The sequence below is a fragment of the Allobosea sp. P1_B10 genome (assembly GCF_056406735.1).
In genome coordinates this window covers 646,608-671,767 of sequence record NZ_JBFTZP010000001.1, presented here as the reverse complement: position 1 = coordinate 671,767, position 25,160 = coordinate 646,608, and the positions used below count along the sequence as shown (strand labels likewise).

The 25,160-nt window shown below is 64.8% G+C and carries 24 protein-coding genes; 12 read left to right on the top strand and 12 right to left on the bottom strand.

Going from position 1 to position 25,160, the window contains the following annotated elements:
- Positions 1 to 169 precede the first annotated feature (169 nt).
- The 7 genes from bcsN to AC1D2L_RS03355 all read left to right on the top strand — a co-directional run bounded on the left by bcsN (position 170) and on the right by AC1D2L_RS03355 (position 10,791).
- Positions 170 to 1,099, top strand: coding sequence for a cellulose biosynthesis protein BcsN (gene bcsN, locus AC1D2L_RS03385; RefSeq protein ID WP_476844392.1), 930 nt, complete (start codon positions 170 to 172; stop codon positions 1,097 to 1,099).
- A 26-nt stretch (positions 1,100 to 1,125) separates the two neighbouring features.
- Positions 1,126 to 3,312: a UDP-forming cellulose synthase catalytic subunit gene (bcsA, locus tag AC1D2L_RS03380; protein ID WP_476844391.1), complete on the top strand. Its 2,187-nt coding sequence runs from the start codon at positions 1,126 to 1,128 to the stop codon at positions 3,310 to 3,312.
- Positions 3,309 to 5,765 (top strand): cellulose biosynthesis cyclic di-GMP-binding regulatory protein BcsB, encoded by a 2,457-nt coding sequence (locus AC1D2L_RS03375; protein ID WP_476844390.1) that lies wholly within the window; start codon positions 3,309 to 3,311, stop codon positions 5,763 to 5,765. The genes bcsA and AC1D2L_RS03375 overlap by 4 nt, the downstream gene beginning before the upstream one ends.
- Positions 5,762 to 6,781, top strand: a complete 1,020-nt coding sequence (locus AC1D2L_RS03370; RefSeq protein ID WP_476844389.1) for a family 8 glycosyl hydrolase — start codon at positions 5,762 to 5,764, stop codon at positions 6,779 to 6,781. Before AC1D2L_RS03375 ends, AC1D2L_RS03370 begins: the two co-directional genes overlap by 4 nt.
- A complete protein-coding gene (locus tag AC1D2L_RS03365) occupies positions 6,772 to 8,922 on the top strand; it encodes a hypothetical protein (protein ID WP_476844388.1) in 2,151 nt (716 codons plus the stop codon). Before AC1D2L_RS03370 ends, AC1D2L_RS03365 begins: the two co-directional genes overlap by 10 nt.
- An 82-nt stretch (positions 8,923 to 9,004) precedes the next feature.
- Positions 9,005 to 10,006 carry a L,D-transpeptidase family protein gene (locus tag AC1D2L_RS03360; RefSeq protein WP_476844387.1) on the top strand — a complete coding sequence of 334 codons (1,002 nt, stop codon included), beginning with the start codon at positions 9,005 to 9,007 and terminating at the stop codon, positions 10,004 to 10,006.
- 35 nt (positions 10,007 to 10,041) lie between these two features.
- Entirely contained in the window at positions 10,042 to 10,791 is a 750-nt protein-coding gene (locus tag AC1D2L_RS03355; RefSeq protein WP_476844386.1) for an extensin-like domain-containing protein, read from the top strand.
- Positions 10,792 to 10,811: 20 nt separating this feature from the next.
- On the opposite strand, the gene AC1D2L_RS03350 is transcribed toward AC1D2L_RS03355, so the two are convergent.
- The 5 genes from AC1D2L_RS03350 to AC1D2L_RS03330 form a co-directional block, all read right to left on the bottom strand.
- Positions 10,812 to 11,453, bottom strand: coding sequence for a CDP-alcohol phosphatidyltransferase family protein (locus AC1D2L_RS03350; protein ID WP_476844385.1), 642 nt, complete (start codon positions 11,451 to 11,453; stop codon positions 10,812 to 10,814).
- A gap of 3 nt (positions 11,454 to 11,456) precedes the next feature.
- Positions 11,457 to 11,846: a hypothetical protein gene (locus AC1D2L_RS03345; protein WP_476844384.1), complete on the bottom strand. Its 390-nt coding sequence runs from the start codon at positions 11,844 to 11,846 to the stop codon at positions 11,457 to 11,459.
- A complete protein-coding gene (locus tag AC1D2L_RS03340; RefSeq protein WP_476844383.1) occupies positions 11,843 to 12,793 on the bottom strand; it encodes a phosphatidate cytidylyltransferase in 951 nt (316 codons plus the stop codon). The genes AC1D2L_RS03345 and AC1D2L_RS03340 overlap by 4 nt, the downstream gene beginning before the upstream one ends.
- Positions 12,790 to 13,428 carry a lysophospholipid acyltransferase family protein gene (locus AC1D2L_RS03335; protein ID WP_476844382.1) on the bottom strand — a complete coding sequence of 213 codons (639 nt, stop codon included), beginning with the start codon at positions 13,426 to 13,428 and terminating at the stop codon, positions 12,790 to 12,792. The genes AC1D2L_RS03340 and AC1D2L_RS03335 overlap by 4 nt, the downstream gene beginning before the upstream one ends.
- Before the next feature lie 303 nt (positions 13,429 to 13,731).
- Positions 13,732 to 14,271, bottom strand: coding sequence for a lipocalin family protein (locus AC1D2L_RS03330; protein ID WP_476844381.1), 540 nt, complete (start codon positions 14,269 to 14,271; stop codon positions 13,732 to 13,734).
- A gap of 198 nt (positions 14,272 to 14,469) precedes the next feature.
- Here AC1D2L_RS03330 and AC1D2L_RS03325 point away from each other — a divergent pair, with 198 nt between their 5' ends.
- The 4 genes from AC1D2L_RS03325 (at position 14,470) to AC1D2L_RS03310 (ending at position 16,320) form a co-directional block, all read left to right on the top strand.
- Positions 14,470 to 14,601, top strand: coding sequence for a hypothetical protein (locus AC1D2L_RS03325; RefSeq protein WP_476844380.1), 132 nt, complete (start codon positions 14,470 to 14,472; stop codon positions 14,599 to 14,601).
- Positions 14,602 to 14,930: 329 nt separating this feature from the next.
- On the top strand, positions 14,931 to 15,218 hold the full coding sequence (locus AC1D2L_RS03320; protein ID WP_476844379.1) for a hypothetical protein: 288 nt from the start codon (positions 14,931 to 14,933) through the stop codon (positions 15,216 to 15,218).
- 4 nt (positions 15,219 to 15,222) lie between these two features.
- Positions 15,223 to 15,645 (top strand): hypothetical protein, encoded by a 423-nt coding sequence (locus AC1D2L_RS03315; protein WP_476844378.1) that lies wholly within the window; start codon positions 15,223 to 15,225, stop codon positions 15,643 to 15,645.
- A gap of 297 nt (positions 15,646 to 15,942) precedes the next feature.
- Positions 15,943 to 16,320 (top strand): VOC family protein, encoded by a 378-nt coding sequence (locus tag AC1D2L_RS03310; RefSeq protein WP_476844377.1) that lies wholly within the window; start codon positions 15,943 to 15,945, stop codon positions 16,318 to 16,320.
- Positions 16,321 to 16,532: 212 nt separating this feature from the next.
- On the opposite strand, the gene AC1D2L_RS03305 is transcribed toward AC1D2L_RS03310, so the two are convergent.
- The 3 genes from AC1D2L_RS03305 to AC1D2L_RS03295 form a co-directional block, all read right to left on the bottom strand.
- On the bottom strand, positions 16,533 to 16,754 hold the full coding sequence (locus tag AC1D2L_RS03305) for a hypothetical protein (RefSeq protein ID WP_476844376.1): 222 nt from the start codon (positions 16,752 to 16,754) through the stop codon (positions 16,533 to 16,535).
- 68 nt (positions 16,755 to 16,822) lie between these two features.
- On the bottom strand, positions 16,823 to 17,062 hold the full coding sequence (locus AC1D2L_RS03300; protein ID WP_476844375.1) for a DUF2171 domain-containing protein: 240 nt from the start codon (positions 17,060 to 17,062) through the stop codon (positions 16,823 to 16,825).
- Between the two features lie 143 nt (positions 17,063 to 17,205).
- Positions 17,206 to 19,563, bottom strand: a complete 2,358-nt coding sequence (locus AC1D2L_RS03295; RefSeq protein WP_476844374.1) for a xanthine dehydrogenase family protein molybdopterin-binding subunit — start codon at positions 19,561 to 19,563, stop codon at positions 17,206 to 17,208.
- Positions 19,564 to 19,767: 204 nt separating this feature from the next.
- On the opposite strand from AC1D2L_RS03295, the gene AC1D2L_RS03290 reads away from it, so the two are divergent.
- A complete protein-coding gene (locus AC1D2L_RS03290) occupies positions 19,768 to 20,754 on the top strand; it encodes a cupin domain-containing protein (RefSeq protein WP_476844373.1) in 987 nt (328 codons plus the stop codon).
- A 62-nt stretch (positions 20,755 to 20,816) separates the two neighbouring features.
- Here the strand turns inward: AC1D2L_RS03290 and AC1D2L_RS03285 are convergent, their stop codons facing one another.
- From AC1D2L_RS03285 to AC1D2L_RS03270, 4 genes are all read right to left on the bottom strand, one after another.
- Entirely contained in the window at positions 20,817 to 22,097 is a 1,281-nt protein-coding gene (locus AC1D2L_RS03285; RefSeq protein WP_476844665.1) for a phospholipase D-like domain-containing protein, read from the bottom strand.
- 174 nt (positions 22,098 to 22,271) lie between these two features.
- Positions 22,272 to 23,591: a TRAP transporter large permease gene (locus tag AC1D2L_RS03280; protein ID WP_476844372.1), complete on the bottom strand. Its 1,320-nt coding sequence runs from the start codon at positions 23,589 to 23,591 to the stop codon at positions 22,272 to 22,274.
- The gene (locus tag AC1D2L_RS03275) at positions 23,588 to 24,106 is read right to left on the bottom strand and encodes a TRAP transporter small permease (RefSeq protein WP_476844371.1); all 519 of its coding nucleotides are present in this window, start codon (positions 24,104 to 24,106) and stop codon (positions 23,588 to 23,590) included. Before AC1D2L_RS03275 ends, AC1D2L_RS03280 begins: the two co-directional genes overlap by 4 nt.
- Before the next feature lie 62 nt (positions 24,107 to 24,168).
- Positions 24,169 to 25,080: a TRAP transporter substrate-binding protein gene (locus AC1D2L_RS03270; RefSeq protein WP_476844370.1), complete on the bottom strand. Its 912-nt coding sequence runs from the start codon at positions 25,078 to 25,080 to the stop codon at positions 24,169 to 24,171.
- Positions 25,081 to 25,160 lie beyond the last annotated feature (80 nt).

Below are 25,160 nucleotides of genomic sequence, written 5' to 3'. Positions count from 1 at the left end.
GGTGTTGCGCCCTTGCCACCGGGCATCACGGAGGGTTGGTCTAAGCTCAATAATAGTTTGTAATAGCCGCAGTGATTCGGGCCGGGGGGCTAAGTCCAGTCGTAGAACAGTGGCTAGAGCGCGTCGATTTTTGTTAAAAATGTGGTCAAAACGCCATGATGGCTCTGACATGTCGGTCTGCGTGCAGATGAGCCAATCCGGTTTCCTTCCCACCCAGCTCTGCCCACGCTCGCAGGCGATCCGCCGCACGACGGCGCTTATCGCGGCCGCGGTGCTTGCGGGCCTGGCGGGCGGCTGTGGCGAGCAGAGGCTGGCGGACAACGATCTCTCCTTTGCGACCCGCTCCATCGCGGTCGACCCGGGCCGGGCGATGATCTCGCTGTCCCCCGGCGCCCCTCCTGTCGTCAGCGTCACGCAGCGTAGCTACGAGAACGCCGTGACCCAGACCATCGCCCTCTCGACGCGCGGGCGGATAGCAGGCGAGAACGCGATCTATGTCGCCTTCCTGACCTCGGCCGATGTTCCGGAGATGGGGCCGAGCTTCGAAGGCAACCTCCTGGCGAGCCCGAGCATCGAGGATCACGCGATCGCGCTCGAGATGGAGGAGCGCCTTCCAGGCGTGACCATGGTTCCGACCGCCGCCTATGTGCAGAACCGCTACGGGCCGTTTTCCTATGCCTTCGGACGCAGCCCCGCGGGCGATGGCTGCATCTTCGTCTGGCAGCGCATCGCCGGCCAGGACAGCTTGATCCGTCCCAAGACCGGCCTGATCTCTGTGAGAATCCGCGTGTGCTCGCCCGGCGCCGCCGAGACGACGCTGCTGCGGCTTGCGTACGGCTATTCGGTCAACGCTTCGCTGAACCGGTCGGGCTGGGGTCCGATCGGCGACACCCCGCCGCCGTCGCCCGATGTGGGCCAGACGGGGGTGTCGATCTATCCGGCGCCGCTGACCTCCGGCCCCGACGCAATAGAACGCGAGGCAGCGCCTGCGCGCCCACGCCCGCGGCGGACGCTGCCGGTCAGTCCCGAAGCTCTCGAACCCATCCCTGATCGGCCATTGGAAGGATACCCGATCGTCCCGCCAGCTCCCGCACGTTGACCAGAACCGTGATGGCTCAAAGCCCGATGCGAACAACAATCTCAGTCATCGTCTGGGCCGTGATCGCGGCTGTCGTCGTGGTGCTGATCACGCTGCCAATCAGCCTGCAGGCGCACCTGATCGCCGGAGCGATCGTCGTCGCCTCGATGATCCTGCTGAAGTTCCTGAGACCCTACGGCGTCTGGCGCCTGATCGCGCTCGGGCTCGGGACGGCGATCGTGCTGCGCTACATCTACTGGCGCACGACGAGCACCTTGCCGCCCGTCAACCAGATCGAGGACTTCATCCCCGCGATGGCCCTCTATCTCGCCGAAATCTACAATATCGGCATGCTCTTCCTGAGCCTATTCGTTGTCGCGATGCCTTTGCAGCGCCGCGCCGCGCCGCCGATCGATCTCGAGAACGCACCCACCATCGATGTCTTCGTCCCGACCTATAACGAGGAGCCCGAGCTGCTGGCGACGACGCTCTCGGCTGCGCTCGCGATGGACTACCCAGCCGGGCGCGTGAAGGTCTATCTGCTCGACGATGGCGGCACGGACGAGAAATGCAACGCCGATAATTTCGTCGCCGCCAACGCCGCCCGAGAGCGCCAGGCAACGCTGAAGGCGCTCTGCGAGGGGCTCGGCGTCACCTATCTGACGCGCGAGCGCAACCTCAGTGCCAAGGCCGGCAACCTCAATAACGGCATCGCGCACTCGCAGGGCGAACTCATCGTCGTGTTCGACGCCGATCACGCGCCGGCCCGCTCGTTCCTGGCCGAGACGATCGGCTATTTCGGGCAGGATCCGAAGCTGTTCCTGGTGCAGACGCCGCACTTCTTCATCAATCCAGATCCGCTGGAGCGGAATCTCAAGACCTTCAAGGACATGCCGTCCGAGAACGAGATGTTCTACGGCGTCATCCAGCGCGGCCTCGACAAATGGGATGCGTCGTTTTTCTGTGGCTCGGCCGCCGTGCTGCGCCGGGCCGCGCTCGAGACCACCAACGGCTTCTCGGGCCGCAGCATCACCGAGGACGCCGAGACTGCGATCACCCTGCACGCCACCGGCTGGCACAGCGTCTATGTCGACAAGCCGCTGATCGCCGGGCTGCAGCCCGCGACCTTCTCGAGCTTCATCGGGCAGCGCTCGCGCTGGGCGCAGGGCATGATGCAGATCCTGATCTTCCATCGGCCACTGTTCAAGAGTGGACTGTCTCTGCCACAGCGGCTTTGCTACACCTCGTCGGCCCTGTTCTGGTTCTTCCCCTTCGCGCGCTTGATCTTCCTGGTCTCGCCGCTGTTCTATCTGTTTTTCGGGCTGCAGATCTTCACGGCGTCAGGAGCTGAATTCTTCGCCTATATTCTCAGCTACATGGTCGTGAACCTGATGATGCAGAACTACCTCTATGGCCGCTATCGCTGGCCATGGATCTCGGAGCTCTACGAATTCATCCAGGCCGTCTACCTGCTGCCGGCTGTGATCTCGGTCCTGCTCAACCCGAGCAAGCCCACGTTCAAGGTCACGGCCAAGAACGAGACCCTGGAGAGGCGACAGATCTCCCAGCTGGGCAAGCCGTTCTTCATCATCTTCGCCGTTCTCGCGCTCGGCGTGGTCGCCACCTACTGGCGCACCATCGCCGAACCCTACAATGCCGATACGACCATGGTCGTCGGCCTCTGGAACATCCTCAACCTGCTGATGGCGGGCTGCGCTCTGGGCGTCGTCTCCGAACGACCCGAAGGTCGCGCCGCCAGGCGCTTCGACGTCAAGCGCCGCGGCGAGATCACGGTCAACGGCCAGACGGCCTCGATCGTCACCGAGAACGCCTCGGTCGATGGCATCGCGCTTCGCGTGCTCTCGTCGGCCTTCGACAAGCTGCCCGTCGGCAGCGAGGCGCTGATCTCGTTCGAGACCACGATCAACATGCCGCGTGGCAAGCTGCCGATCCAGGTGATGCGCCTGGCGCCTGACGAGAAGGGCCTGCTGCTGGGCTGCCGCTATCAGCCCACGGAGCCGATCCACAGCCGGATGATCGCCGATCTCGCCTTCTCCGACGCCGAGCGGTGGACCCAGTTCCAGAAGGCGCGGCGCCAGAACATGGGTGTGGTTTTCGGAACGGTGCGCTTCCTGCGCATAGCGGTCTTCCAGACCAGCCGCGGACTGTCCTATTTCTTCGGGCTCTACCGGCTGAGACGCTCCTCCGCGACGCGCGCAGGGGAAGTGAAATGAAGCGTCGCCTGTTTCCGGCCCTGGCCTCGGTCGCCCTTCCGCTTCTCTGCGGAGCGATGCTTGCCCAGGACAGCCGCGCACAGACCGCGCCCGGCGGTCCCGCGCCCTTCATGATCGCACCACCTGGCCCGCAGCCGGCCAAGCCTGCTCCGGTGGATCCGGCGGCCGCGGTCAAGTCCCCGCAGGGTGCATCCGCAGCGAACGATCAAGCGGCGTTCGCGAACAAGCCGCTTCTTCCGGCCGCGCGCGTCAACCTCGAAGGCGAGAGCGACACCCGCAATTGGGCGTTCTACCTGACGCAGGACGAAGCCGCGGCCGATATCAGCCTCGACGTCGCCTACCAGAACGCTTTGGTGGTGATGCCTGAAGCCTCGCGCCTGACCGTGCGCATCAATGGCGAACGCGTTATCGAGCAGCCCATCGCCTCGTCTGACCGGTTGGGCCGCCTCTCGGTCGTGATCCGCAAGGGACTGTTGCGACCCGGCCAGAATACGATCCGCTTCGAGGCCGTCCATCGCCACCGGACCGACTGCACGCTGGGGTCAACCTACGAGCTCTGGACCCGGATCGACGGCGCGGGCACGCGCCTGCGTTTCCGCGGCGCCGATGCGCGGCAGTTCCGGTTCCGGACCATCGACGATCTCCCTGCAATCGGGGGAGACGAGGGCGGCCAGACCACCATCAACATCGTTGCACCAAGCGCCTCCAGTTCGATCGCCGGCCACACCATCCTGGCAGTCGCGCAGGCCGTGGCGCTGCGCGGGCGATTTGGGCAGGCAGTCGTGAAAGTATCCGAGCGGCCGCCGGAACGGATGCGCCCGGGCTCGCTCACTGTCGTCATCGGAACGTCCAATGAGCTGCGCGAGCTGCTCGGAAGCGTTCCCGAGGAGGCCGCGACGCGCAACTTCCTCGGCTTCCTCAATGGTTCCAAACTCGGACCGGCAACGCTACTGGTGACCGGGCAGGCTTGGCCCGAGATCGAGGCGATCGTCGCGAGGGTCCTGACGGATCCGGTTTCGAGGCCGACCAATATCAGCCGTACCATGATGGACACAGCGAGCTGGCACATGCCGGATGCACCGTTCGTCTCGGGCAACCAGGTGCTTCGCTTCTCCGACCTCGGGATTCCGACGCAGGAATCGACTGGCCGTCGCATGCGCGTTCGCGCCGTTACCGCCATGCCGGGCGACTTCTATGCCAACGCCTATGGCGAGGCGACGCTCTATCTCGACGGCGCCTATTCCGCCGACGTGCTGCCGGGCGAAAGCCACATCGAGATTTTCGTGAACGGCAACGTCGCAGCGACCGTGCCGCTCAACACCACGAATGGCGGGCTGTTCCAGCAATTCCCGATCACCGTCCCGCTGCGCCATTTCCGGCCGGGTATCAACGAGGTCTGGCTGGAGACAGTCACGATGACCCGGTCCGACAGCACCTGCGGCCCGGGCGCCACGTTGCCGGGCAAGAGCCGCTTCGCGCTGTTCGACACGACCTCGCTCTCGATCCCGGACTTTGCCAAGATCGGCGTCAGGCCCAACCTCGCCGCAACGGCCGGGACCGGCTTGCCCTATTCGCTCGCGTCGCATGTGGCGCTGATCATGGGTCGGCTCGATTCCGCCAATTACAGCGCCGCGGCAACGCTGCTCGCGCGCCTTGCCCAGCGCGCCAGCCGTCCGATGTCCGTCGACCCGATGGCGACGCTGACGACCATCGGTGATCGCCCGACCTTGATCGTGGCGTCGGCCGGCCAACTGCCGAGCGGCCTGCTGCCGCGCGTCGGCATCGCTGACACCGTCCGCGCCACCTGGCCGATGCGCGCCGATGCGGTCGTGGTCACGCCGGACGCTGAAGGAGCGGCCGTATTCGACGCCGTGCTCAACCGTTTCCAGGGTCGGCCGACGACGCCGGAGGCCTCCGGTGGCGGGCCGCGCGCGCCGATCGATATCCGGGATCGCTGGCACAACACGCTGGGCGGTCCGCTGGCCCGTTACTTCGTCGCCTTCGACGGCTGGATGCAGCGGACCTTCGACCTGTCCTTTGCGCAATTGCGCGCGCCGACGCGGACGACCGCCCTCTACGAACCCGCCGAGGGCACTGACCTGATCGCAGCACAGGCGGTCGATCCGACCACCAACCAGGTCTGGACCGCGTTCATCGCCCGGCGCGAGGAACTGCTGGAGAGCAGCATCGCGCGGATCGTGAGCCCGGGAAACTGGGCGAGCATGGCCGGAAAGATCACGGCGTTCCGCGGCGCGCAGGAGACGCATGTGCTCTCGGCTGACAGCACATCCTTCGTCATGACGCGGCCATTCAGCATCGCTAACATGCGCCTCGTCCTTGCCAACTGGATGTCGAGCAATATCGGCGCCTATGCGCTTGCGCTGCTGACGGCCTGCATCGGGCTTGGCATCGGCACCTCGCTAATGCTGAGACGTCTGGGGCGGCGCCTATGAACAAGCTCCTGGCCACTTTGGCGGCGACCATGATGATGCTGGCATCGGCAGCCCAGGCCGCGCTTCCCGATGGTGCCTGGGAGCTCTATCGACAGAAGTTCGTCATGCCCGAGGGCAGGGTGATCGACGACGTCAATGGCGCGATCAGCCATAGCGAGAGCCAGGGCTACGGGTTGCTGCTGGCCTGCCTCGCCGACGACCGCAGCAGCTTCGCGAGCATCTTCGCCTTCACCCGGACCGAACTCCTGATCCGCGACGACGGGCTCGCAGCCTGGCGCTGGGACCCGAAGGCGAACCCGCATGTCACCGACATCAACAATGCCAGCGATGGCGATCTGCTGATAGCCGAGGCCCTCGCTTGCGCAGGCAAGCGCTGGACAATGCCGGCCTATACGACTGCGGCGCGGCAGATCGCGCGCTCGCTGACGAAGGTCGCGTTGCTGAAGCGCGGAGCCGATACCTGGCTGATGCCGGGCGCCAAGGGGTTCGGCGAGAAGGATCGTCCCGACGGGCCGGTGGTCAACCCCTCCTATTGGGTCTTCGAGGCGCTGCCGACCATGACGCAATTGACCGGGGACCAGTCCTGGATGCAGGTCCAGACCAGCGGCCTGCGGTTGCTCGATACGCTCGCCAAGGCGAAGATGCCCGCGCCGGAGTGGCTGTCGGTCAAGGCGGCGCCCAAGCCGGCCGACGGCTTTCCGAGCCATTTCGGCTACAATGCCTTGCGCATCCCGCTCTACCTGCTGCGGGCAGGGCTCGTTGACCGGGCGCGCCTCGAGCCCTTCCGGCAGGCCTGGGCCGGCGGCACGGCCGTTGTCGACGTCACGACCGGCAAGCAGGTCGAGCCGCTGCCGGATGCCGGCTATCGCATTCTTGCCGCCGCCATGGCGTGTGCCCTGGATGGAACCGCAATCCCGGCCGAGCTGAAGAGCTTCCAGCCGACCGCCTATTATCCTTCGACCCTGCACCTTCTCTCCCTCTCGATGCTTCACGAGAGGTATCCGCAATGCATGTGAAATACACAGTTCTCGCCGTCGCCGCCGCTAGCGCCCTGTTCTACGCTGTGGGGCGACAAGGCCAGGATGCCGAACCGTCGCTTGCCGCGCCTGGCACGGTTCAGGAAGCGATGGCGGCAGGCGTCTCGCCAACCGAGGGCCCGCGGCCCCGGACCGAGGTCGCCCAGGCTCCGCCGCCAGCAGCGCCTGCTCCCGCCGGTCCGCGCCCGCCGTCCGTCGATGAGAGCGCGCTGCGCTATTTTGCGGCGCAAGGCGACACGCGCCGGCTCGAGGCCGAACTGGCCCGGCTGCGGGCACTCTATCCCGAGTGGCGGCCACCTGCCGACCTGATGTCGCCCGGTCGCACCGGGGATCCCGAGCTCGAGCGAATGTGGAAGCTCTTCGCGGAGGGCAAGATCGGCGAGGTTCGTTCCGCCATCGCCCAGCGCAGCACGGCGGACCCGACCTGGCGCGCACCGGAGGATCTGGTGGCGCAGCTCGACAATTTCGAAGCGGCGCAACGCCTGGTCAATGCCTCGAACGCGCGGCAATGGGAGCAGGTGATCAGGATCGGCACCGAGACGCCGGGCTTCCTGACCTGCGGGAATGTCGATGCGCTCTGGCGCGTTGCGGAAGCTTTCGTTCAGACCGGAAAGCTCGACCGGGCGCGTGATGCCTATGCCTATGTGCTGGGCAACTGCAACACGCCGGTCGAGCGCGTCGGAACCATGCAGAAGGCGCTGGCGACGTTGCCGGACCCGCTGACGGAAGGGCTTTTGGGGCAGGAGCGCGAGACCGAGTTCTCGAGCATCCGCGACGAGATTGCGCGGCGCCGCATCGGCCGTGCGGCTGAGGATGCCAAGCTCACAGCCTCACCCGAAGACCTCAAGCGGATCGAGGCGCTTTCGAGCGCGGCGACGACGCCCGACGACGCGATCCTGCTCGGCTTCTACGCCCTGCGCCACAACGACCCGGTCAAGGCCGAGGCCTCATTCCAGACGGCGCTGTCACGCAATGGCGGCGCCAAGGCCGCCGAGGGCGCGGTGCTGGCGCTGGGTGCCAACCGGAAATACCAGGAGGCCGAGACCCTTGGTGGGCAATGGCTCGAGGCGGGCGCCGCCAATCGCAAGGCTTATCTGGATGTCGCAACGACGTTGATCACGCAGGAGCCAGCCCCGAAGCTCGAGCGTGCCGTCGTGGAGCGTATTGCCAAGACGATCGGGACGGACCGCTACGCTCCCGGCGCGGCCGGCCTCGGCTGGTACGCCTATAACTCCGGCCAGACGTCGCCCGCGGCGAGCTGGTTTGCGACAGCGCTGTCCTGGGATGGCGGCTACGAGGCCGCTGCCTATGGGCTCGCCCTGGCGCGCCAGCGACTGCACGACACCGCCGGTCTGCGGACGCTGGTCGCCGAATGGGGCACCCGTTCCGACCGGATCGCGGCCATACTGGATCCCCGCCGGGCTCGCGCGATGCGTGGACCGCAGTTGCCCATGCGAGACGTGGCTGCGAGGGCGATGCCGGCTGCACCAATGCGCGACGCCGTCGAGCCTGCGCCTATGCGTACGGTCCGTGCACCTGTGTTGCGGCAGGAGGTGCCCGACGACCTCGCCGCAGAGCCGGTTCAGCGCCGCCAGGCGCCCGCCCGCACGGCTGATCGCTGCGGCGATGCCAGATCGGGCGCTGCCGCGCTGCAGCGCGGCTGGTGCCTGCTCGGGCTCAAGCGCCCCGCCGCAGCCGCCGATGCCTTTGACGCCGCTATGCGCACCGGCACCGGCAAGGTCGCAACCGACGCTGCCGCGGGCAAGACCTATGCAAAACTCCAGCAGGGGCTGACGACTGAGGCGATCGCGGCCGCTGCGAACACAAACATGCCGCGCGCGCAGCGCACCGAGTTCGAGGCGCTGCTCCTGTCAGAGCGCTTCTTCGCGCAATACGACAAGAGGGAATACAATGGGGCCCTCGTGACGCTTTCGGAACGCGCACGCCTGGTCCCCGAGACATCCGACCTGATGTTGATGCGAGGGTGGACCTACTTCAACCTTGGCCGCTACCAGGACGCCCACAAGATGTTCTCGGCCTTGTACAAGGCGACGCGCTCCTCGCAGTCGCTGTCCGGTCTCAGTGCGATTGCCGATGTGACACGCATCACGCGCTACTGAGTGCAGGGCGGCCCTGCGCCCGCGGAACTTCTCCTGGGCTGGGCCGTACTATCTCCAACGCATCCGAGCCGTTGGAGAACCGATGAAACCTGCCCCTCGCAGCCAGTTGGGCTTGCGCATCGCCTTGCTGGCAACCGTTCTGGCCGCGGTAGCAGGGCAGCCTGCCCTGGCCCTGACGGCCGAGGAGGTGAATGCAGTCACTTTCGCCGACCGTGACAGGCAGTCCGGCAGCGGGCCCGACCCTTTCATCGTCAAGGCCCAGGTCCTGCTCAGCAGGCGCAGCGTCTCACCCGGTGTGATCGACGGCATCGACGGCGAGAATTTCCGCAAGGCGGTGGCTCAGTTCCGCCGCCAGGAACGGCTTCCGGACGGTGAGGAGGTGGATGAACTCGCCTGGCAGAGCCTTGGCGGCGATGCCGCGAATGACGTCATCGCGGAATACGCCCTGTCTGAAAAGGACGTGGCGTATGACTTCGCGGACGCCATCCCGCGCGACTACGCCAAGCAGGCGAGGATGAAGCGCCTGTCTTATACCAGCCCGCAGGAGATGCTTGGCGAGCGCTTCCATATGAGCGAGGGGCTGCTCGGCGCGCTCAATCCGAAGCAGGCCTACTCGGACGCCGGCGCGCGCCTGCTTGTGGCGTCCGGGCGTCGCTCGCCCGAGAAGGGCGCTGCCATCCGCGTCGACGCCGTCAAGAGCACCGGAATGGTTCTCGTCTTCGGCGCGGACGAGAAGGTGCTGGCGAGCTATCCCGCGACGATCGGCAGCGAGGATACGCCTTCGCCGTCAGGCGAATATACTGTCGAGCGGGTCGCCCGGAACCCAAACTATACGTACGACCCCGAGAAGAATTTCCAGCAGGGCAAGAACACCGAGACGCTCGTGCTTCCGCCTGGGCCCAACGGCCCGGTGGGTACCGTCTGGATCGCGCTGTCGAAGCCGACTTTTGGCATCCACGGTACGCCCGAGCCGGCAAAGGTCAGCAAGACGACGTCGCATGGCTGCATCCGGCTGACCAACTGGGACGCTGAGGAAATGGCCGATCTGGTGAAGCCCGGCGTCCCCGTGCGGTTCGTGGATTGACCGGAATGCTTAGCTGCGCGCGAGCGCGATCGGCCTTGGCGTTGGCGGCCGGCCTCTGCGCCTGCCTCGCGCAGGCTGCGCAGGCCCGCAATGTCACGCAAGTCAGGAGGCCGGTCGCGCGACCGCCCGTCGCCGCGCCCCTGCCTCCGCCGCGCCCAAAGGATCTGGACGCGCCTGCGGCGCCAGCGACTAACGCTGCGCCCGCGCGCGACCTTGCGAAGCCTGCGACGCCGTCGGCCTGCCTCGCGACCTTCGCCGAGCGCGGCGGCATTGCGCTGCCGCCTGCGCCTGAGACCGCCGAGGGCGCCTGCGCCATTTCGGAACCCGTCACCTTCCGCGTCATAGCCATGCCTGACGGCTCCAAAGTTGAGCTCGACAGCGCCGTCACGGTCAGATGCGCGTTTGCGCTTGAGGTCGTGGGCTGGGTTCGCGACGATCTTCCAGCGATAGCGACCCGCGAGAACACCAAGCTGGCCGCTCTGGTGGGCGTCGGCGGTCATGCCTGTCGCCCTCGCAACGGGGCGGCGGGTGCCCCGATCAGCGAGCATGCGAGCGGCAACGCGCTTGACCTCAGTGGACTGCGGCTGGAGAGCGGCCGTACCATCAGCCTCTCGGCTACGGATGCTGCGACACGCCTTGTTCGCGACGCGGTTCAGGAGAGTGCCTGCGCGCGTTTTGCCACCGTGCTCGGCCCTGGTGCCGACAGTTCGCACAAGGACCATCTGCATCTCGACATGCGCAAGCGGTCGCGGGACTTCAAAATCTGCCAGTGGACCGTCGAGTGAGGGCGCAGGCTCGCGCCCGTTCAGCGCGCGCGCAAGGCAAGTACGATCCGGTAGGCGCGGCGGATGGCCGTCAGCGCCGCGCCAGCCGCGATGATCCACAGCGCAACGACCATAACCTCCCGATCGCCGCGCCAGAGCGGTTCGAACAGGGAGAGCAGGGCGGCTGCCGTGATAACGGCCATGCGGTGCGGCTTTGCCATCGGTCCCGAGAAGTCGGCGGGCAGGCCGCAGGCGCGGCCAAGCTCCCGCGTATAGGCCGTGAGCACCGCAAACGCGGCCGCCGCCCAGCCCAGTGCCGGTAGTCCGACGCCGTAGCCGGCGCCGACGAGTATCAGGATATCGGCGACGCGATCGGGAAACTCGTTCCAGAACGGCCCATCCGGCGCCTGCTTGCCGCCCTCGATTGCCACCATCCCGTCGAAGAGATTGCACAGCAGGCGAAGCTGGCAGAACAGGGCCGCGACAAGAAGCAGCGCGACGCGCTGGCCGCCCCCAGCCGTGCCGGCAAGCCAGAAGGCGGTGCCGGCGCCACCCGCCATCACCATGCTCGCCATCGAGATCTGGTTCGGCGTGATGTCGGCCGAGCTGAGCCGGCGCGCGATCGAGCGGGCCCAGCCGGAGTCACGGCTCGCGAGGGGGCGTCGATTATCGCCTTGCGCCACGGTTCAGGCTCCCCGGGTCCGCCACAGTGAAAAATTGTAGAGCGCCGCATAGCTCGTCGCGACGGTCAGAGGCACGGCAATCGTGCGAGCGATCTCGGGCGTGCCGCCGACCAGATGGATGGTGCTGAGCAGGGTGGCCGAGACGAGCCCGGCGATAATCGGCGGCAATAAGAGCGCGCTCGTGCCCGTGAATCGCCGCGCCAGTGCCTCGATGCCCCGCTTCAGCAGGAGCGTGATGACGGCCGACAGCGTGCCCTGGATCAACCCTGCGTAAAGCGGCGCCGGGATCGGATGGTCGCGGTTGGCGAATGCCGCCCAACTCCCCATCGCGACGAAGGCGAAACCGACATGCACGACGCTGCTTCGCACCAGCCGGGGGAGCAGCAAACTCATGTCGCCGACCAGCCGTAGCGGACGAGGTGGAAGAAGATCGGGGCCGAGAACACCACCGAGTCGAGACGGTCGATAAAGCCACCATGGCCGGCAATCAGGTGTCCCCAATCCTTGATGCCGCGGTCGCGCTTGATCGCCGACATCACGAGCCCGCCGAAAAAGCCCATCAGCACGATGACCAGCGAGAGGAACGCGGCCTGCAATGGCGTGAACGGCGTCATGAAGGATAGAGCGGCACCCACTGCCGTCGCGCTGAGCGCGCCACCGACAAAGCCCTCGACCGTCTTCGACGGCGACAGCCGAGGCGCGATCTTGGTGCGACCGATCAGCTTGCCCCAGACATATTGCAGCACGTCGCTGACCTGTACGACGATCACCAGGAAGGCGATGAGCAGGACGTTGCGCCCCTCATTGCCGGGGATGTCGAGGCTCAGCAGCGCCGGTACATGCGAGGTGCAGAACACGCAGATCATCAGCGCCCACTGCACTTCGGCAATGCGCACCAGGAAATGGTCGGTGTCGCCGCGCAATGCCGCGATGATCGGCATCAGCAGGAAGGCGTAGACCGGGATGAAGATTGAATAGAGCCCGTACCAGTCGATCCACACCAGGTAATATTGCAGCGGCAGCACGACGAAGAAGGCCGCGGCCAGTGCCCAGTGGTCGGCGCGCCGGGTGTTGGTGAGCGTGATGAATTCACGCAGCGCCGCGAAGGAGCAAAACCCGAAAAGTAGCGTCACGCCGGTCTTGCCGCCGACCAGAGCGAGCCCCATCAGCAGGACCATGACCCACCAGGCGCGTATCCTGTCGTTCAGGTTCTCGATCACGGCGTTTGAGCCATCGAGCGAAAGCCGGCGCTGCAACACAAAGCCGATTGCCGAGGCCACGATCAGCACGCCGAGCAGCCCGCCCAGCACAGCGACCAGGTTGGGATGCGGCATGGTCATGGCGCGCTCACTTTGGGAGACAATGCGAGCAGCGCGGCTTCCGCCCGCGCCAGGAAATCCTGTTTCGCTTCCGTCTCCAACACCCGCAACGCGGCGCCGAATGTGACGGTGCAGATCAGCGGGATCGGCACGAACTCGCCCTTCGGCATGACGCGGTTGAGATTGTCGATCCAGACCGGCACGAGATCGATGTCCGGCCTTGCCTTCGCGAGGTGAAACAGTCCGCTCTTGAACGGCAGCAGCGGCGCATCCGTTGTGTTGCGCGTGCCTTCCGGGAAAACGATCAGCGACGACCCGGCATCCAGCGCTTCCGTCATCTGCGCGACGGGATCACCGGTCCGGCTCGCACGATCGCGATCGATGAGCACGGCATTGAAGACGTCGCGCCCGATGAACCGCCGCAGACGGCTCTTCAGCCAGTAATCGCTGCCGGCGACAGGGCGGGTCGCAAATCGCATCCGGCGTGGCAGCACGGTCCAGATCAGCACGAGATCGCCATGGCTGACGTGGTTGGCGAAGTAGATGCGCTGGGCGTCGGTCGGTGCGACCCCGTCCCACTTGCCGCGAACCGCTGTCAGGAACCGGGCAAAGAACAGGATGAACGTGCTCGCCAGGCTAATCGCTGCTGCGCGCATTCCCGTTCCCCAACCCCAGGCAATGACCTAGCGTTCTAATCGCTCCTTGTCGATGTCCCGCATGCAGCCATGTGGCCTAAGACTTTCCAGTTTGCGGGATGCGGTCGCGAAGTCTGGGGTACTGCGCTGGTCCGGCGGCAGTAGTCTCAGCCCTGCCGACAGAACGATGCAACCCGCTCGTTTCGCAAGGCTACTTCAGGTTCGGATGCTTGCCAGTGATGGCGCCTGAAAGTCAGCCGGCAGCGCCCGACCTCAGCGGTCTGGAAATCAGGCTGCGCGCGACGCGCAGCCTGACGATGAAGCTCACCACTGTGTTCTGCGCAACATCGAGACGTCGTAGCCGAGGTTCGCAGCACGCTTGACCAGGTCGTCGTATTTGCGCTGGCCGACATTCGGCGAGCGGGACAAGATCCAGAGATACTTGCCGGAAGGCTCGCCGACGATCGACCAAGAATAGTCCGCGGCGTGATCCAGGACCCAGTAATCTCCGAAGAACGGGCCGAAGAACGAGACTTTGAGCTTGGATCCGTTCGATCCCTCGGCGAGCTTGGCCACCGCTTCGGCGGCGCGGGCAGGGCCGGTGGGTCCGCCCTCATGGCATGTGTTGATCACGCGGATGTCGCCGTCGCTGCGCAGGGAGTAGTCGGCTGTGACAGCGTCGCAGTCCTTCTGGAAACTCGCCTCGTAGCGAGCCAGCTCAAACCACTTGCCGAGATAGCGCTTGAGTTCGACCGGCTTGGCGGGCTCGGGAACCTTGGCGTTGCCGACAGGCTGGTTCGCGGAAGGGTTGCAGGCAGAAAGAAGCAGGCCGGCGGCAATGGCGGCGGAGGTCAAAAGACGCATGGCAAATCCTGGAAATGAAAAAGGAAGGTGCCCGTCAACGCCTCGCCCGCCGGCAAGTTCCTGGTCTGACTGGCGGGATTATCCGAGATTTCCAGGCGTCGTGTGAGACGACCTCAAGCGAAACTTGTGCGACGCAACATAAGTCCTTATCTCTCTCCTGCCCGAGGCAGCCCTCCCACAATTTGAAAGGAGAGATTCATGCTGAAACGGCACGATTCCGACTGTGTGCTCGACACCGAGAACGACAGTGAGGACGAGATCGAGACCCTTGAGCCCGAGGATGCGGACGTGTTCTCGCCCCGCGCTCACCAGGCAGGGTTCTGGAACTAGATACCCAAAGCGACACCGAGGGGCTGAAATCACGCCCCTCGGCGAGGCCCTGCGGGTCCCGCAGCGCCGAGACCGAGCACTTTCAAATTGCAGTCGCTGTCCCCCCGCAAGGGTTCGAATTCTTGCTCGAAACATTGGCAGCGCCTTGAATGCGTGTCGCGCCAGCGCGCTGCGTTTAACCCCAAAACACGGACTTCACCGTCCAAGGCACGCCTCATTCTCGTGAAGCCATCGCCAGGCTCGGGCGACGGAACAAGAACGTCCTCACTCCGTTTGAGCGGCAGCAGCTCGCGTGAACGCCGAGCAGATCCACGCAACGGAGATGCATCATGGAAAATGGCAGCACCGCGTCGCACGAGGGCGGGTTCAAGACCATGTCGCAACATGCGGACATGGCTGGGGGCGATGACAGCGATCTTGCAGGCGGCGCCGCGTCGGCTATCGCGTCCGGCCTGAAATCGCATGGCATCGATCCCGATCGCATCACCGAGGCTGCGGGCGAACGCGCCAGCCAGTTGCAGGAACTGGTCATGGATGAAATTCGGGCCCGGCCGATGCGCGCGCTCGGGTGGGCCGCAGCTGCGGGCTTGATCGTCGGCTTCTGGGCTTCGCGGTAATCTGATGGGCGGGCTTTTCGCCTATCTGGCTGCGGAAGCCGTCACCGCGGCAAAGCGCAAGGCGACCACCTACGGCATTCTTGTTGCCGGCGGGGCGCTCTTCTTCTTTGCCGCCGCCTACGCGCTCGATGCCGCCTATGTGTGGATCGCGCTCCGTCAAGGTCCGATCGCTGCCAGCCTCATCGTCGCGGGTGTTCTTCTGGCATTGGCGATCATCATGGTCATTGCCGCCCGCGTCGCCGCGCGCGGCGGACGACCAGCCGAGCAGATCGCGGCCCGCGCGTCCCCTTACAGTCACGCGCCTTTCCGCCGACCCTATTCCGGCAGGCGCGTGGTTGCAGTGATGGCGGCGCTGGCCGGTGCGGGTAGCGCGGCTGCTGCGCTGGCCAAGTTCAAGTCCCTGCGAACGGCTCTCAAGCGCCTGTAACTGAGGCGCCCGACTGGTATCCCGAGATCACGAGGGTCGAGCTATTTCAGCACGAGATAGAGGACGCACCCATGGTCGATCCGCGTAAGGGCGAAAAGACGGCTGGCCAGGCGCGGCGGTCAAGTGACAGCCGCCCGCGTCCCGGTTCGGAGACGCCTTCATCCGATCATTCCGGGGAGGGCTCCGGGCACGCGGCTCCTTCAGCGAAGGGCGCTCACATGCCTTCGCGTTCCCCGGGCGCCCAGAAACCCGGAAGTTCGACCAAAACCTAGGGGCCTTGTCTCAGCGAGCGGTGCCATGATCCACCACGTATCGTTGGGCACGAACGACATCGTGCGCGCCCGAGAGTTCTATGATCCGGTTCTCGCCGTTCTCGGCATCCGTCTGTTGAACTCCAGTGAGAACTCAGCCGATTACGGCGTCGGCTCGATCGCCTTCAGCCTCGAGACGCCTGTCGACGGACAGCCGGCATCGCCCGGCAATGGTGTCCACATCGCCTTCGCCGCGGGCCGCCGGGCGATGGTCGAGCTGTTCTACAGGGTCGGGCTCGAGAACGGGGGCTCGGACGCCGGCAGACCTGGGCTTCGTCCGGAATATGACGCTCATTATTTCGCGGCCTTCGTCCTCGACCCCGATGGCAACAAGATCGAGGCCGTCACCTACTCGGCAAAGTGACAGCCAGGGCGGCGAGCATGGTCCAGTCAGGCGATTTGAGGCTGACCGCGAGATCGCACCATCTCTGCATCGACATGCAACTGCTGTTCTCGCAGACTGGGCCGTGGCCGACGCCATGGATGTCTCGTGTCCTGCCCATGCCTGGCCGCGACAGTAATCTCTAAGCTCATTCGGTACCATTGGAGCAACTTTGGCCCGCGGCTGTCCGGCGCTCATTCAACCGGGTAGCCCGGTTCGCGTTTAGCTCCATCGTCCCAGTCGCGGATCGCATCGAGCAGCGCTTGCAACTCCTGCTCCTCGCTCTCGTCCCTCGGTCCACCGCGCAACGCGGCGATCCTCTGCAGAGAGAGTGCGTAGTCCTCATTTGTTTCGATCGATACGCGCAGGGGCCTCGCCTCGCGAGCACCTTCCGATTGTCCAAGGCGCGTCTTCATCACGGCCTCCATTTACATGCGTTTCACCGGCATGGCGTCATGCCGCCACGCCGGAGCCTCCGCCGAGCTCAGTCGCTCTCGTTTGACCAGCGCTCGCGGGCCTCTGCCGCGGGCACCAGCAACTTGATGGTTCTATCCTCGACCCCAACGACCAGCGCGATATCGAGGAAATGATGCGTGCCGCCCGAAGCAGGACCGCTGCGCTTCAGTTTCAGCAACTGGCCGGCAAGGCCATCGACGGTCCCGACATGAGCGCCGTCCGAACCGACGATGTCCATGCCTTCCCGGATCTGCTCGACGAACATCATGGCCGGTCTTCATTCTCGCGGTCCGATGATGGCTGGAAAACCTCCGGCTCGAGCCGGTTGTTCCGCACGCATCGTTAGAACCGCGAGGCCGGAAGGTTCGGGGGCCCCTTCCGGTCGAAGAACCGGCCGCAATCAGCTCTAGCTCACCCGACCTGTCCCGATTGGATCGCGCGCCAGACAGCCTGGGGCGTAGCGGGCATGTCCAGATGCGTGACGCCGTAGGGAGCCAGCGCATCGACCACCGCGTTCATTACCGAGGGCAGGGAACCGGCGCAGCCTGCTTCGCCGCAGCCCTTGGCGCCGACACGATTATGCAGCGTCGGCACGCCCTGGCTCACGAACGAGAAGAACGGGACATCGGCAGCCCGTGGCAACGCGTAGTCCATGTACGAGCCCGTGATCAGCTGGCCGCTGTCGTCGTAGACCGTCCGCTCGAACAGCGCCTGGCCGATGCCCTGGACGACGCCGCCATGGAGCTGCCCCTCGACGATCATCGGGTTCACGACGGTTCCGAAGTCGTTGACCATGACGTATTGCGCGACTGCGACACGTCCGGTCTCCGGATGGATCTCGACCTCGGCGACATGGCAGCCATTGGGATATGCCGATGGCGCGATCTTGAGGACATGGTCCACGTCCAGCGACTGCGGAAGCTCGGCAGCGAGCGCCGTCCCGGAATGCAGCCTTGCCGCGATGTCCATGATGCCTATCGAGCGATCAGTGCCGCTGACGGTGAAGTTCCCGGCAGCGAACTCGATATCGGCGACATCGGCCTCCAGGAAGTGCCCAGCGAGCAGCCTGCCTTTTTCCACGACCAGTTCGCTCGCCTCGATTATGGCCGTTCCGCTCGCCATCAGCGATTTCGAGCCTCCGGTGCCGCCGCCCGCGATCAGTCGATCGCTATCGCCCTGCACGAGCTTGATCTGGTCGAAGGGGACGCCGAGCTGGCTGTTCAGAAGCTGGGCGAATGGCGTCCAGTGGCCTTGGCCGTAGTCGAGCGTACCTGTGACGATGCTCACGCTACCGTCCGGCTCGAAATGGATTCCGCCCATTTCGTTGGTCGGCGGCGCCGTGACCTCGAGATAGCAGCCGACGCCGCGCCCCCGCAGCAGCCCAGCCTTGCGGCTCGCCCGCTGGCGCCCGGCGTAGCCCTTCCAGTCGGAGGCCTCGAGGGCGCGCTCGAAGAGCGCGGGAAAATCGCCGCTGTCATAGACCGTGCCCATCGGCGTCGCCCAGGGCAGCCGGGCGGACGGGATCAGGTTGCGCCGTCGCAGGCTCGTCCTGTCGATCCCCATCTCGCGGGCAGCCGTATCGATCAGCCGCTCCATGAAATAGTTGCCCTCGGGGCGGCCCGCGCCGCGATAGGCGCCGATCGGCGACGTGTTGGTCACCGCGCAACGCGTTTTGATCTCGACGAGCGGCGTCCGGTACATGCCGACGGAATTCTTGCCGATATTCATCGTGGCCATGTTGGGCCCGGCCGGGGTGAGGTAGGCGCCCATATTCGCCACGCCCGTGAAGCGCGTGGCGAGGAAGCGGCCGCGCGCGTCAAGCGCCAGTTCGGCCTCGAAGACCATGTCGCGACCGTGATGGTCCCCGACGAAGCTCTCCGAGCGCTGATCGGTCCATTTGACCGGGCGTTTCAGCTTCCGGGCCGCGTGCAGCAGGACGACGTATTCGGGGAAAACGGCAGCCTTCATGCCGAAGGAGCCACCGACATGGCCGGTGACCAGCCGCATATCGGCAGGCGTCACGCCCATGGCGGCGGCCAGGCTGTTGCGCATGCCGAACGCACCCTGGCTCGGGGCGTGCAGCGTGTATCGCTTCGCCTTGCCGTCGAAACTCGCAATGGCCGTGCGCGGCTCGATCGGATTGACCACCACGCGGTTGTTCACGATCCGCAGCCGGGACACATGCGCGGCGGCGTCGAAGGCCGCCGCGACCTTCGCGCTGTCGCCAAACTGGAAATCGACGATCAGGTTGCCGGCCAGATCGTCATAGAGCTGCGGGGCATCGGCGCTCAGCGCGGCTTCGGCATCCGTGACGGCGGGTAGCACATCGATGTCGAGCCTCACGGCTTCGGCGGCGTTGCGGGCCTGATCGGCCGTGTGGGCGACGACCACCGCGACGGGGTCCCCGACGAAGCGAACCTTGCCAGCCGTAAGCGCAGCCCGCGGAGGCTTCTTCATGGCCGTGCCGTCGCGACCGGGCACATCCATCACGGTCAGGATGGCATTGTAGCCGCAACCCTCCATGTCGGCCGCCGTGTAGACCGCGACGACGCCCTTCATCGCGCGCGCATCAGCGGCATCCACGCCACGAAGAATGCCATGCGCATGGGGGCTGCGGACGAAGGCTGCGAAAAGCTGCCCGTCGACACTGAGATCGTCGGTGTATCGCCCGTGCCCCTGCACGAGGATCGCATCCTCCTTGCGCGGCACGGGCTGTCCGATCGCAACCGACGCCGCGGGTTGAGTGCCAGGGGAAACGCGAGAGTTCATCGAGGACCGGTGGTTGAACGAGGGAAACCAAGCCTATTGATAGGTCGGCCGACGGGTCAGCCAAAGAGCGCCAGATGCAGGACCGCCAAGCGCCCAGCAGTTGTGAAACTTGCAGAATGAGCCAGCATGCGCACACAGGCATGTCGGTTGGTACTCAGGCAGCCGGAACGCTACAGGTGGTCGATGGGTCTTCGCTTCATTTTCATGCTCACACGCAATGATCGCACGGTCAGCGATGCGATGGAGCAGCTTCGCACGGCACTGACCCTCGGAGTCAGGCATATCGGATTCAAGGATATCGGCCTGCCGCTCGAGACGTTGAAGGAGCTCAGGACAGCGATCAATGCCGGCGGCGCGACCTCGTATCTCGAGGTGGTTTCGCTCGATCGCGACAGCGAGATTGCATCCGCGAAGGCTGCTGTCGAGATCGGCATCGACATCCTGCTCGGCGGGACGCGGGTCGACGACGTGCTGCCGATCATCGCTGGCACGGCGATCCAGTACTGCCCCTTCCCGGGGACGATCTCCGGACATCCCAGCGTACTCGAGGGCAGCATAGACGACATTGTCGCCAGCGCGCAGGCTCTGGCCACGCGGGAGGGCGTGCACGGTCTCGATCTCCTGGCCTACCGCTCACATGAGAACGTGCCGGCGCTCATCGAGGCCGTTTGCTCCGCGGTGCCGAAGCCTGTCTATGTCGCGGGATCGATCGACACGCCCGGCCGCATTGCCGCCCTGAAGCAGGCCGGGGCGGCGGGCTTCACGATCGGGACGGCGGCGCTCGATGGGAAATATCCCGCCGACGGCACGGATGTGCCGAGCCAATTGGCGACGATCATCCGCGATGTCGCGATGCTCAACAGGCACATCTCGCCGTTTCACAAGGAGAACCTGGACAGCGCTTTCGGGCGATTTTCCGAAACCTGGCCGCCTCAGCTCGCCGCGAGCGTCAATAACCTGCAGATCAAGCTTGCGAAGTTCGAGGGCGAGGCCGGCTGGCATTTCAACAGCCGCGAGGACGAGGTCTTCTTCGTTCACAAGGGCCGCCTGCTGATGAAGTTCCGTGACCGCGACGAGGTGATCGAGGAAGGCGAGTTCATCGTGGTGCCGCATGGCGTCGAACGCTGCCCGACTGCCTTGGGCAAGAGCTGCGAACTCGTCATGCTCGAGGTCGGGGCGGGTAGCCGTTAATTCGCGCTCGGGCAGCCGACAGAATTTTGAATCTGTCGTGCAGGCCCGGGCTTCCGGCCAGGTCAGATCTGCGACCGAGCGAGGCTGGCGACCCAATCGGAGAGCTTCTCGTTGGCGGAGCGGTTCTGCCAATCCGCAAGGCTGTAGGGCTTCGAGGCCTCAGCATCCTTGTCGAAGATCGCAATCTGCGCATTGGCAAATCGCTGATCGAACAGGTTGACGTTGGCCTCGTCGTTGAGCCTCAAGGCGCGATAGTCGATGTTTGTCGAGCCGACGGACGTCCAGACGTCGTCGACGACCACCAGCTTGCAGTGAAAAAATGTCGGTTGATATTCGCTGATCTTCACCCCGGCTTGGAGCAACTCGCCCCACAGGTGCCGGGATCCTTTCCTGACGAGGCGTGCATCGGTCTGAGGGCCGGGCACGATGATCTGCACGTCCACGCCCCGCTTGCGGGCCTCGATCAGCTGGCGCCTGATGAGGTCGTCGGGAACGAAATAGGGCGTCGCGATCCGGATGGTCTTCTGAGCCGAGGCGAGCGCGGTCATCAGCATGAGGTGCATGACATTGCGCTGATGGGTCGAGCTTATGACCACCTGCGCAGCGTGATCGCCTGCTGGCTCGATCTCGGGAAAGAAGCGGTCCCCGAGCAGCAGTTCGCCAGTCGCCTCGATCCAGTGCTCGGCGAACGCTGCCTGCAGTTCGGCCGCGGCCGGTCCCTCCAGGCGATAGTGATTGTCGCGCCATTCGGCCGGCGAGCGGGCATCTCCATTCCACTCATCGGCGATGCCGACGCCGCCTGAGAACCCGATGCGACCATCCGCGATCAACAGTTTCCTGTGAGTGCGATTGTTCATCCGGTCGATCGTGTACCAGGTCACCGGGCGGAACCGGACGACCTGCACGCCGGCATCCTGCATCCGCTTGATGAGCCCTTCATCCATCGGGATGCTGCCCACCCAATCGAGCAGGACCTTTACGCTCAGGCCTTCGCGGGCTTTCCCCGCCAACGCATCGGCGAACTCGTTGGCGATGGCGCCGCGCCAGTAGATATAGGTTTCGAAGCTGATCGTGTGCCGGGCTTCGCGGATGGCCCGCAGCATCGAGGGGAAGATCTGGACGCCGTTTACGAGCGTATCGACCCTGTTCCCCGGCACGTAGTTCGAGCCGAACAGGACGCCCATCGACGTCTTGAGCTGACGATCCGACGACGCCAGGTTGTGCGGGAGCGGTTGGCGCAGTTCCTGTGGCTCGGGCAGCAGGTTGACGATAACCAGGCAACCGAGAGCGCCCAGCGCTGCGGAAATCAGGCCGATGATGAGGGGATGGCGTCGTAGCTTCATACTCACGACAAACTCGCGGCTGCGCCCATATCGGTCGGCGACGTCAACAAGACGACGCGTGTCTAGGCGTCTTCCATGTCGTCCCGTAACCCGGAATGACATTGCGACATTCAGCCGTCGGTGGCTGACGCCCCGATGCCGGCGCCGGGATGTTCCCGGCGCTGGCGAACGTGTTCAGTTCAGGAATTCCGGCGAAATCAGGCTGGGCAGGAACAGCGAGACTTTCGGCCACATGATGATCAGGGCAAGCACGAGAAGCATCGGCATGAGCATGATCATCGTGTCCTTGATCGCGGAGCGCATGCTGATGCCGGCCACCGAGCAGGCGATCATCAGGCACAACCCATAGGGGGGTGTCACCAATCCGAATGCGAGGCTGACGATGCCGATCATCGCGAAATGGACGGGGTCCATCATCACCGTCTTGGCAAGCGGAGCCAATATGGGCCCGACGATGATGATCGCTGGAATCGCATCCAGAAAGCAGCCCACGAGCAGGAAGACGCCGGCTATGAAGAAGCCGGTCTCGTAGAAGCCCATGCCCCAGGCCGATACGCCTGTCAGGATCGCCTGCGGCATCTTGTAATACGCCATCAGCCAGCCGAAGGCCGAGGCGGTTCCGACGCAGAACAAGGTGATGCCGGCCAACTTGCCCGTGTCGAGCAGCGCCGCGTACAGCCCTTTGAAGTTCATCTCGCGATAAACCACAAGCGACAGGAACGCCGCATAGACGACCGCGATCGCTGCCGATTCCGTCGCCGTGAACCAGCCGAATACCTTGCCGCCGATAATGATGCCGGGCGTCGCGAGAGCCAGGATGGAATGCTCGAACGACTTCAGCACCTGCCGGATGGAGGCGCGCGGATAGGTCGGGTAGCCGCGCCGGACGGCATAGGCATGCACGGTCGCCATCTGCGCCACGCCGATCAGCACGCCCGGTATGACGCCGGCGAGGAACAACGCACCGATCGAGGTCGTCAGGATCCCGCCCCAGACGATCATCAGGATCGAAGGGGGAATGATCACCGCCAGAACGGCTGAGACCGCCGTGATCGCGACGGAGAAGCTGTCGTCATAGCCCTCCTTGCGCTGGGCCTCGATGAAGATCTTGGACTGGCTCGCCGCATCCGCCGTCGAAGATCCGGAAATGCCGGCGAAGAAGAAGGACAGCACCACGTTGATCTGGGCGAGGCCGCCGGGGAAATGCCCCACCAGCGCCCGTGACAGACTCATCAGCCGGTCGGTCACTCCGCCGACATTCATCAGGTTGGCTGTCAGCAGGAAGAACGGGACGGCCAAAAGAATGAAGGAATTGAACGCGTTGAACGTCTCGCTCATCAGCGTCATCGTATCGAGCCGGGGCTCGATGATCAGGATCGGCAGACAGGCGAGCCCCAGCGCGAACGCGACAGGGATCCGCAGGAAGAGGCCGAGAAAGAAGCAGCCGAAGAGGACGGAGGCAGCCTGCCCCGACGAGAGGACGCTACCGGTCATGGCGTGTGGGTCTTTCCAAGGAGGACGCGGAGATCATCGACGAATTGCTCGCCCAGGAAGGCGATCCAGCTCAGCCCTGTGATCGGCCACGCAATATGGATGAGCCAAAGCGGCATGTCGGCCAGTTCGGAGGTGCGGTTCCAGGCAAATTTGGTGAACTCGATTCCGCCGATCACGAAGACGATGGCGATCGCCAACACACCGAGCTTCGCCACGATGCGCATGAAGGCGTCGCCTCTGGCCCCGAGGTTCGGCAGCAGGTCGACGTCAAAATGTGCGGAGTCGCGTACCCCGAGTATGGCGCCGATCATGACTGTCCAGATGAACAGGAAGCGGGCCAGTTCCTCAGTCCAGATATAGGAGGGGATGAAGTCCGTGTAGCGCGATACGATCTGCAGCATCACCGGAACGACCAGGATGCCGACCGACAAGACGAGGGCAAACGATAGAAATTGCGAATAGGCAGCCGTGATGCGCCGCCACAGGCCGAGCCTGCCAGACAGAGTGGCATCCATTGTTGGGAGATCCCGCATGCGAAGGGAATGCCCTGAACGCGCTGGCGCCCAGGGCCGATGAGTTAAACGCCCGCGATGGCGGTATGGATGCCGGTGGCGTCGACTTCCTTCGCGTAGGCCTGCATGACGGGCTCGGCGAGCTTCTGCATGTTGGCGCGGTCCTCGAACGGTATGCGCTTCAGCCTGCCTGCCGCTTCGAGCCGGGCGAGGATTTCGGAATCGCCGCCGGATTCGACCTTGCGCTCATAGTCGGCCGCTTCCTTGCCGGCCTGGATCACGGCGTCCTGCAGATCCTTGGGCAGGGTCGCCATCGTCTTCATCGAGAAGCATATCGGCCGGACCGACACGGCGTGCTGGGTCATGAGGATATTCGGCGCGACTTCGTAGAACTTCATCTGCTCGATGCCTGCGGACTCGTTTTCGGCGGCCGAGATGACGTTGTTCTGGATGGCGTTGTAGATCTCGTTATAGGCGATCACGGTCGGGGACATGCCGATCGCCGAGAAGCTGCGGGACCAGATCGGCGCACCCTGCACGCGCACCTTGAGGCTCTTGAGCTCCGCGACGCTCTTCAAGGGCTTGTTGGCAAACAGGTTGCGGACGCCGCCTCCACCATAACCGATCAGCCGAACGCCGGCCTTTTTCTCGATTTCGTCGGCGATGGGGTTCAGCAGCCCCTTGTTCACCACCGCTTCCATATGCGCGAAATCGCGGAACACGAACGGGGCGTCGATGAAGGGCGCGGCCTTGGCGAAGGTCGACATATGGGCGGGGGACACCACCGCATAGTCGACGTTCTTTCCCTGCGCCATGTATTCGAAATATTGCTTCTCGAGCCCGAGAGAGGAATCCTTGTGGAGCGTGAAGTTGATCGGCTTGTTGTAGAGAGCCTTCACGCGCTCCTCGAACTTGAGAAGTCCCTGCGTGAACGGGTGCGCGTCGCCAAACTGCACGGCGCCGACAAGTGTCGGCACGGATTGCGCTCGACCGATAGCAGGGGCGACGATCATCGCGGACACGGCGCCTATGCCTTTAAGCAAGTCTCTGCGTTCCA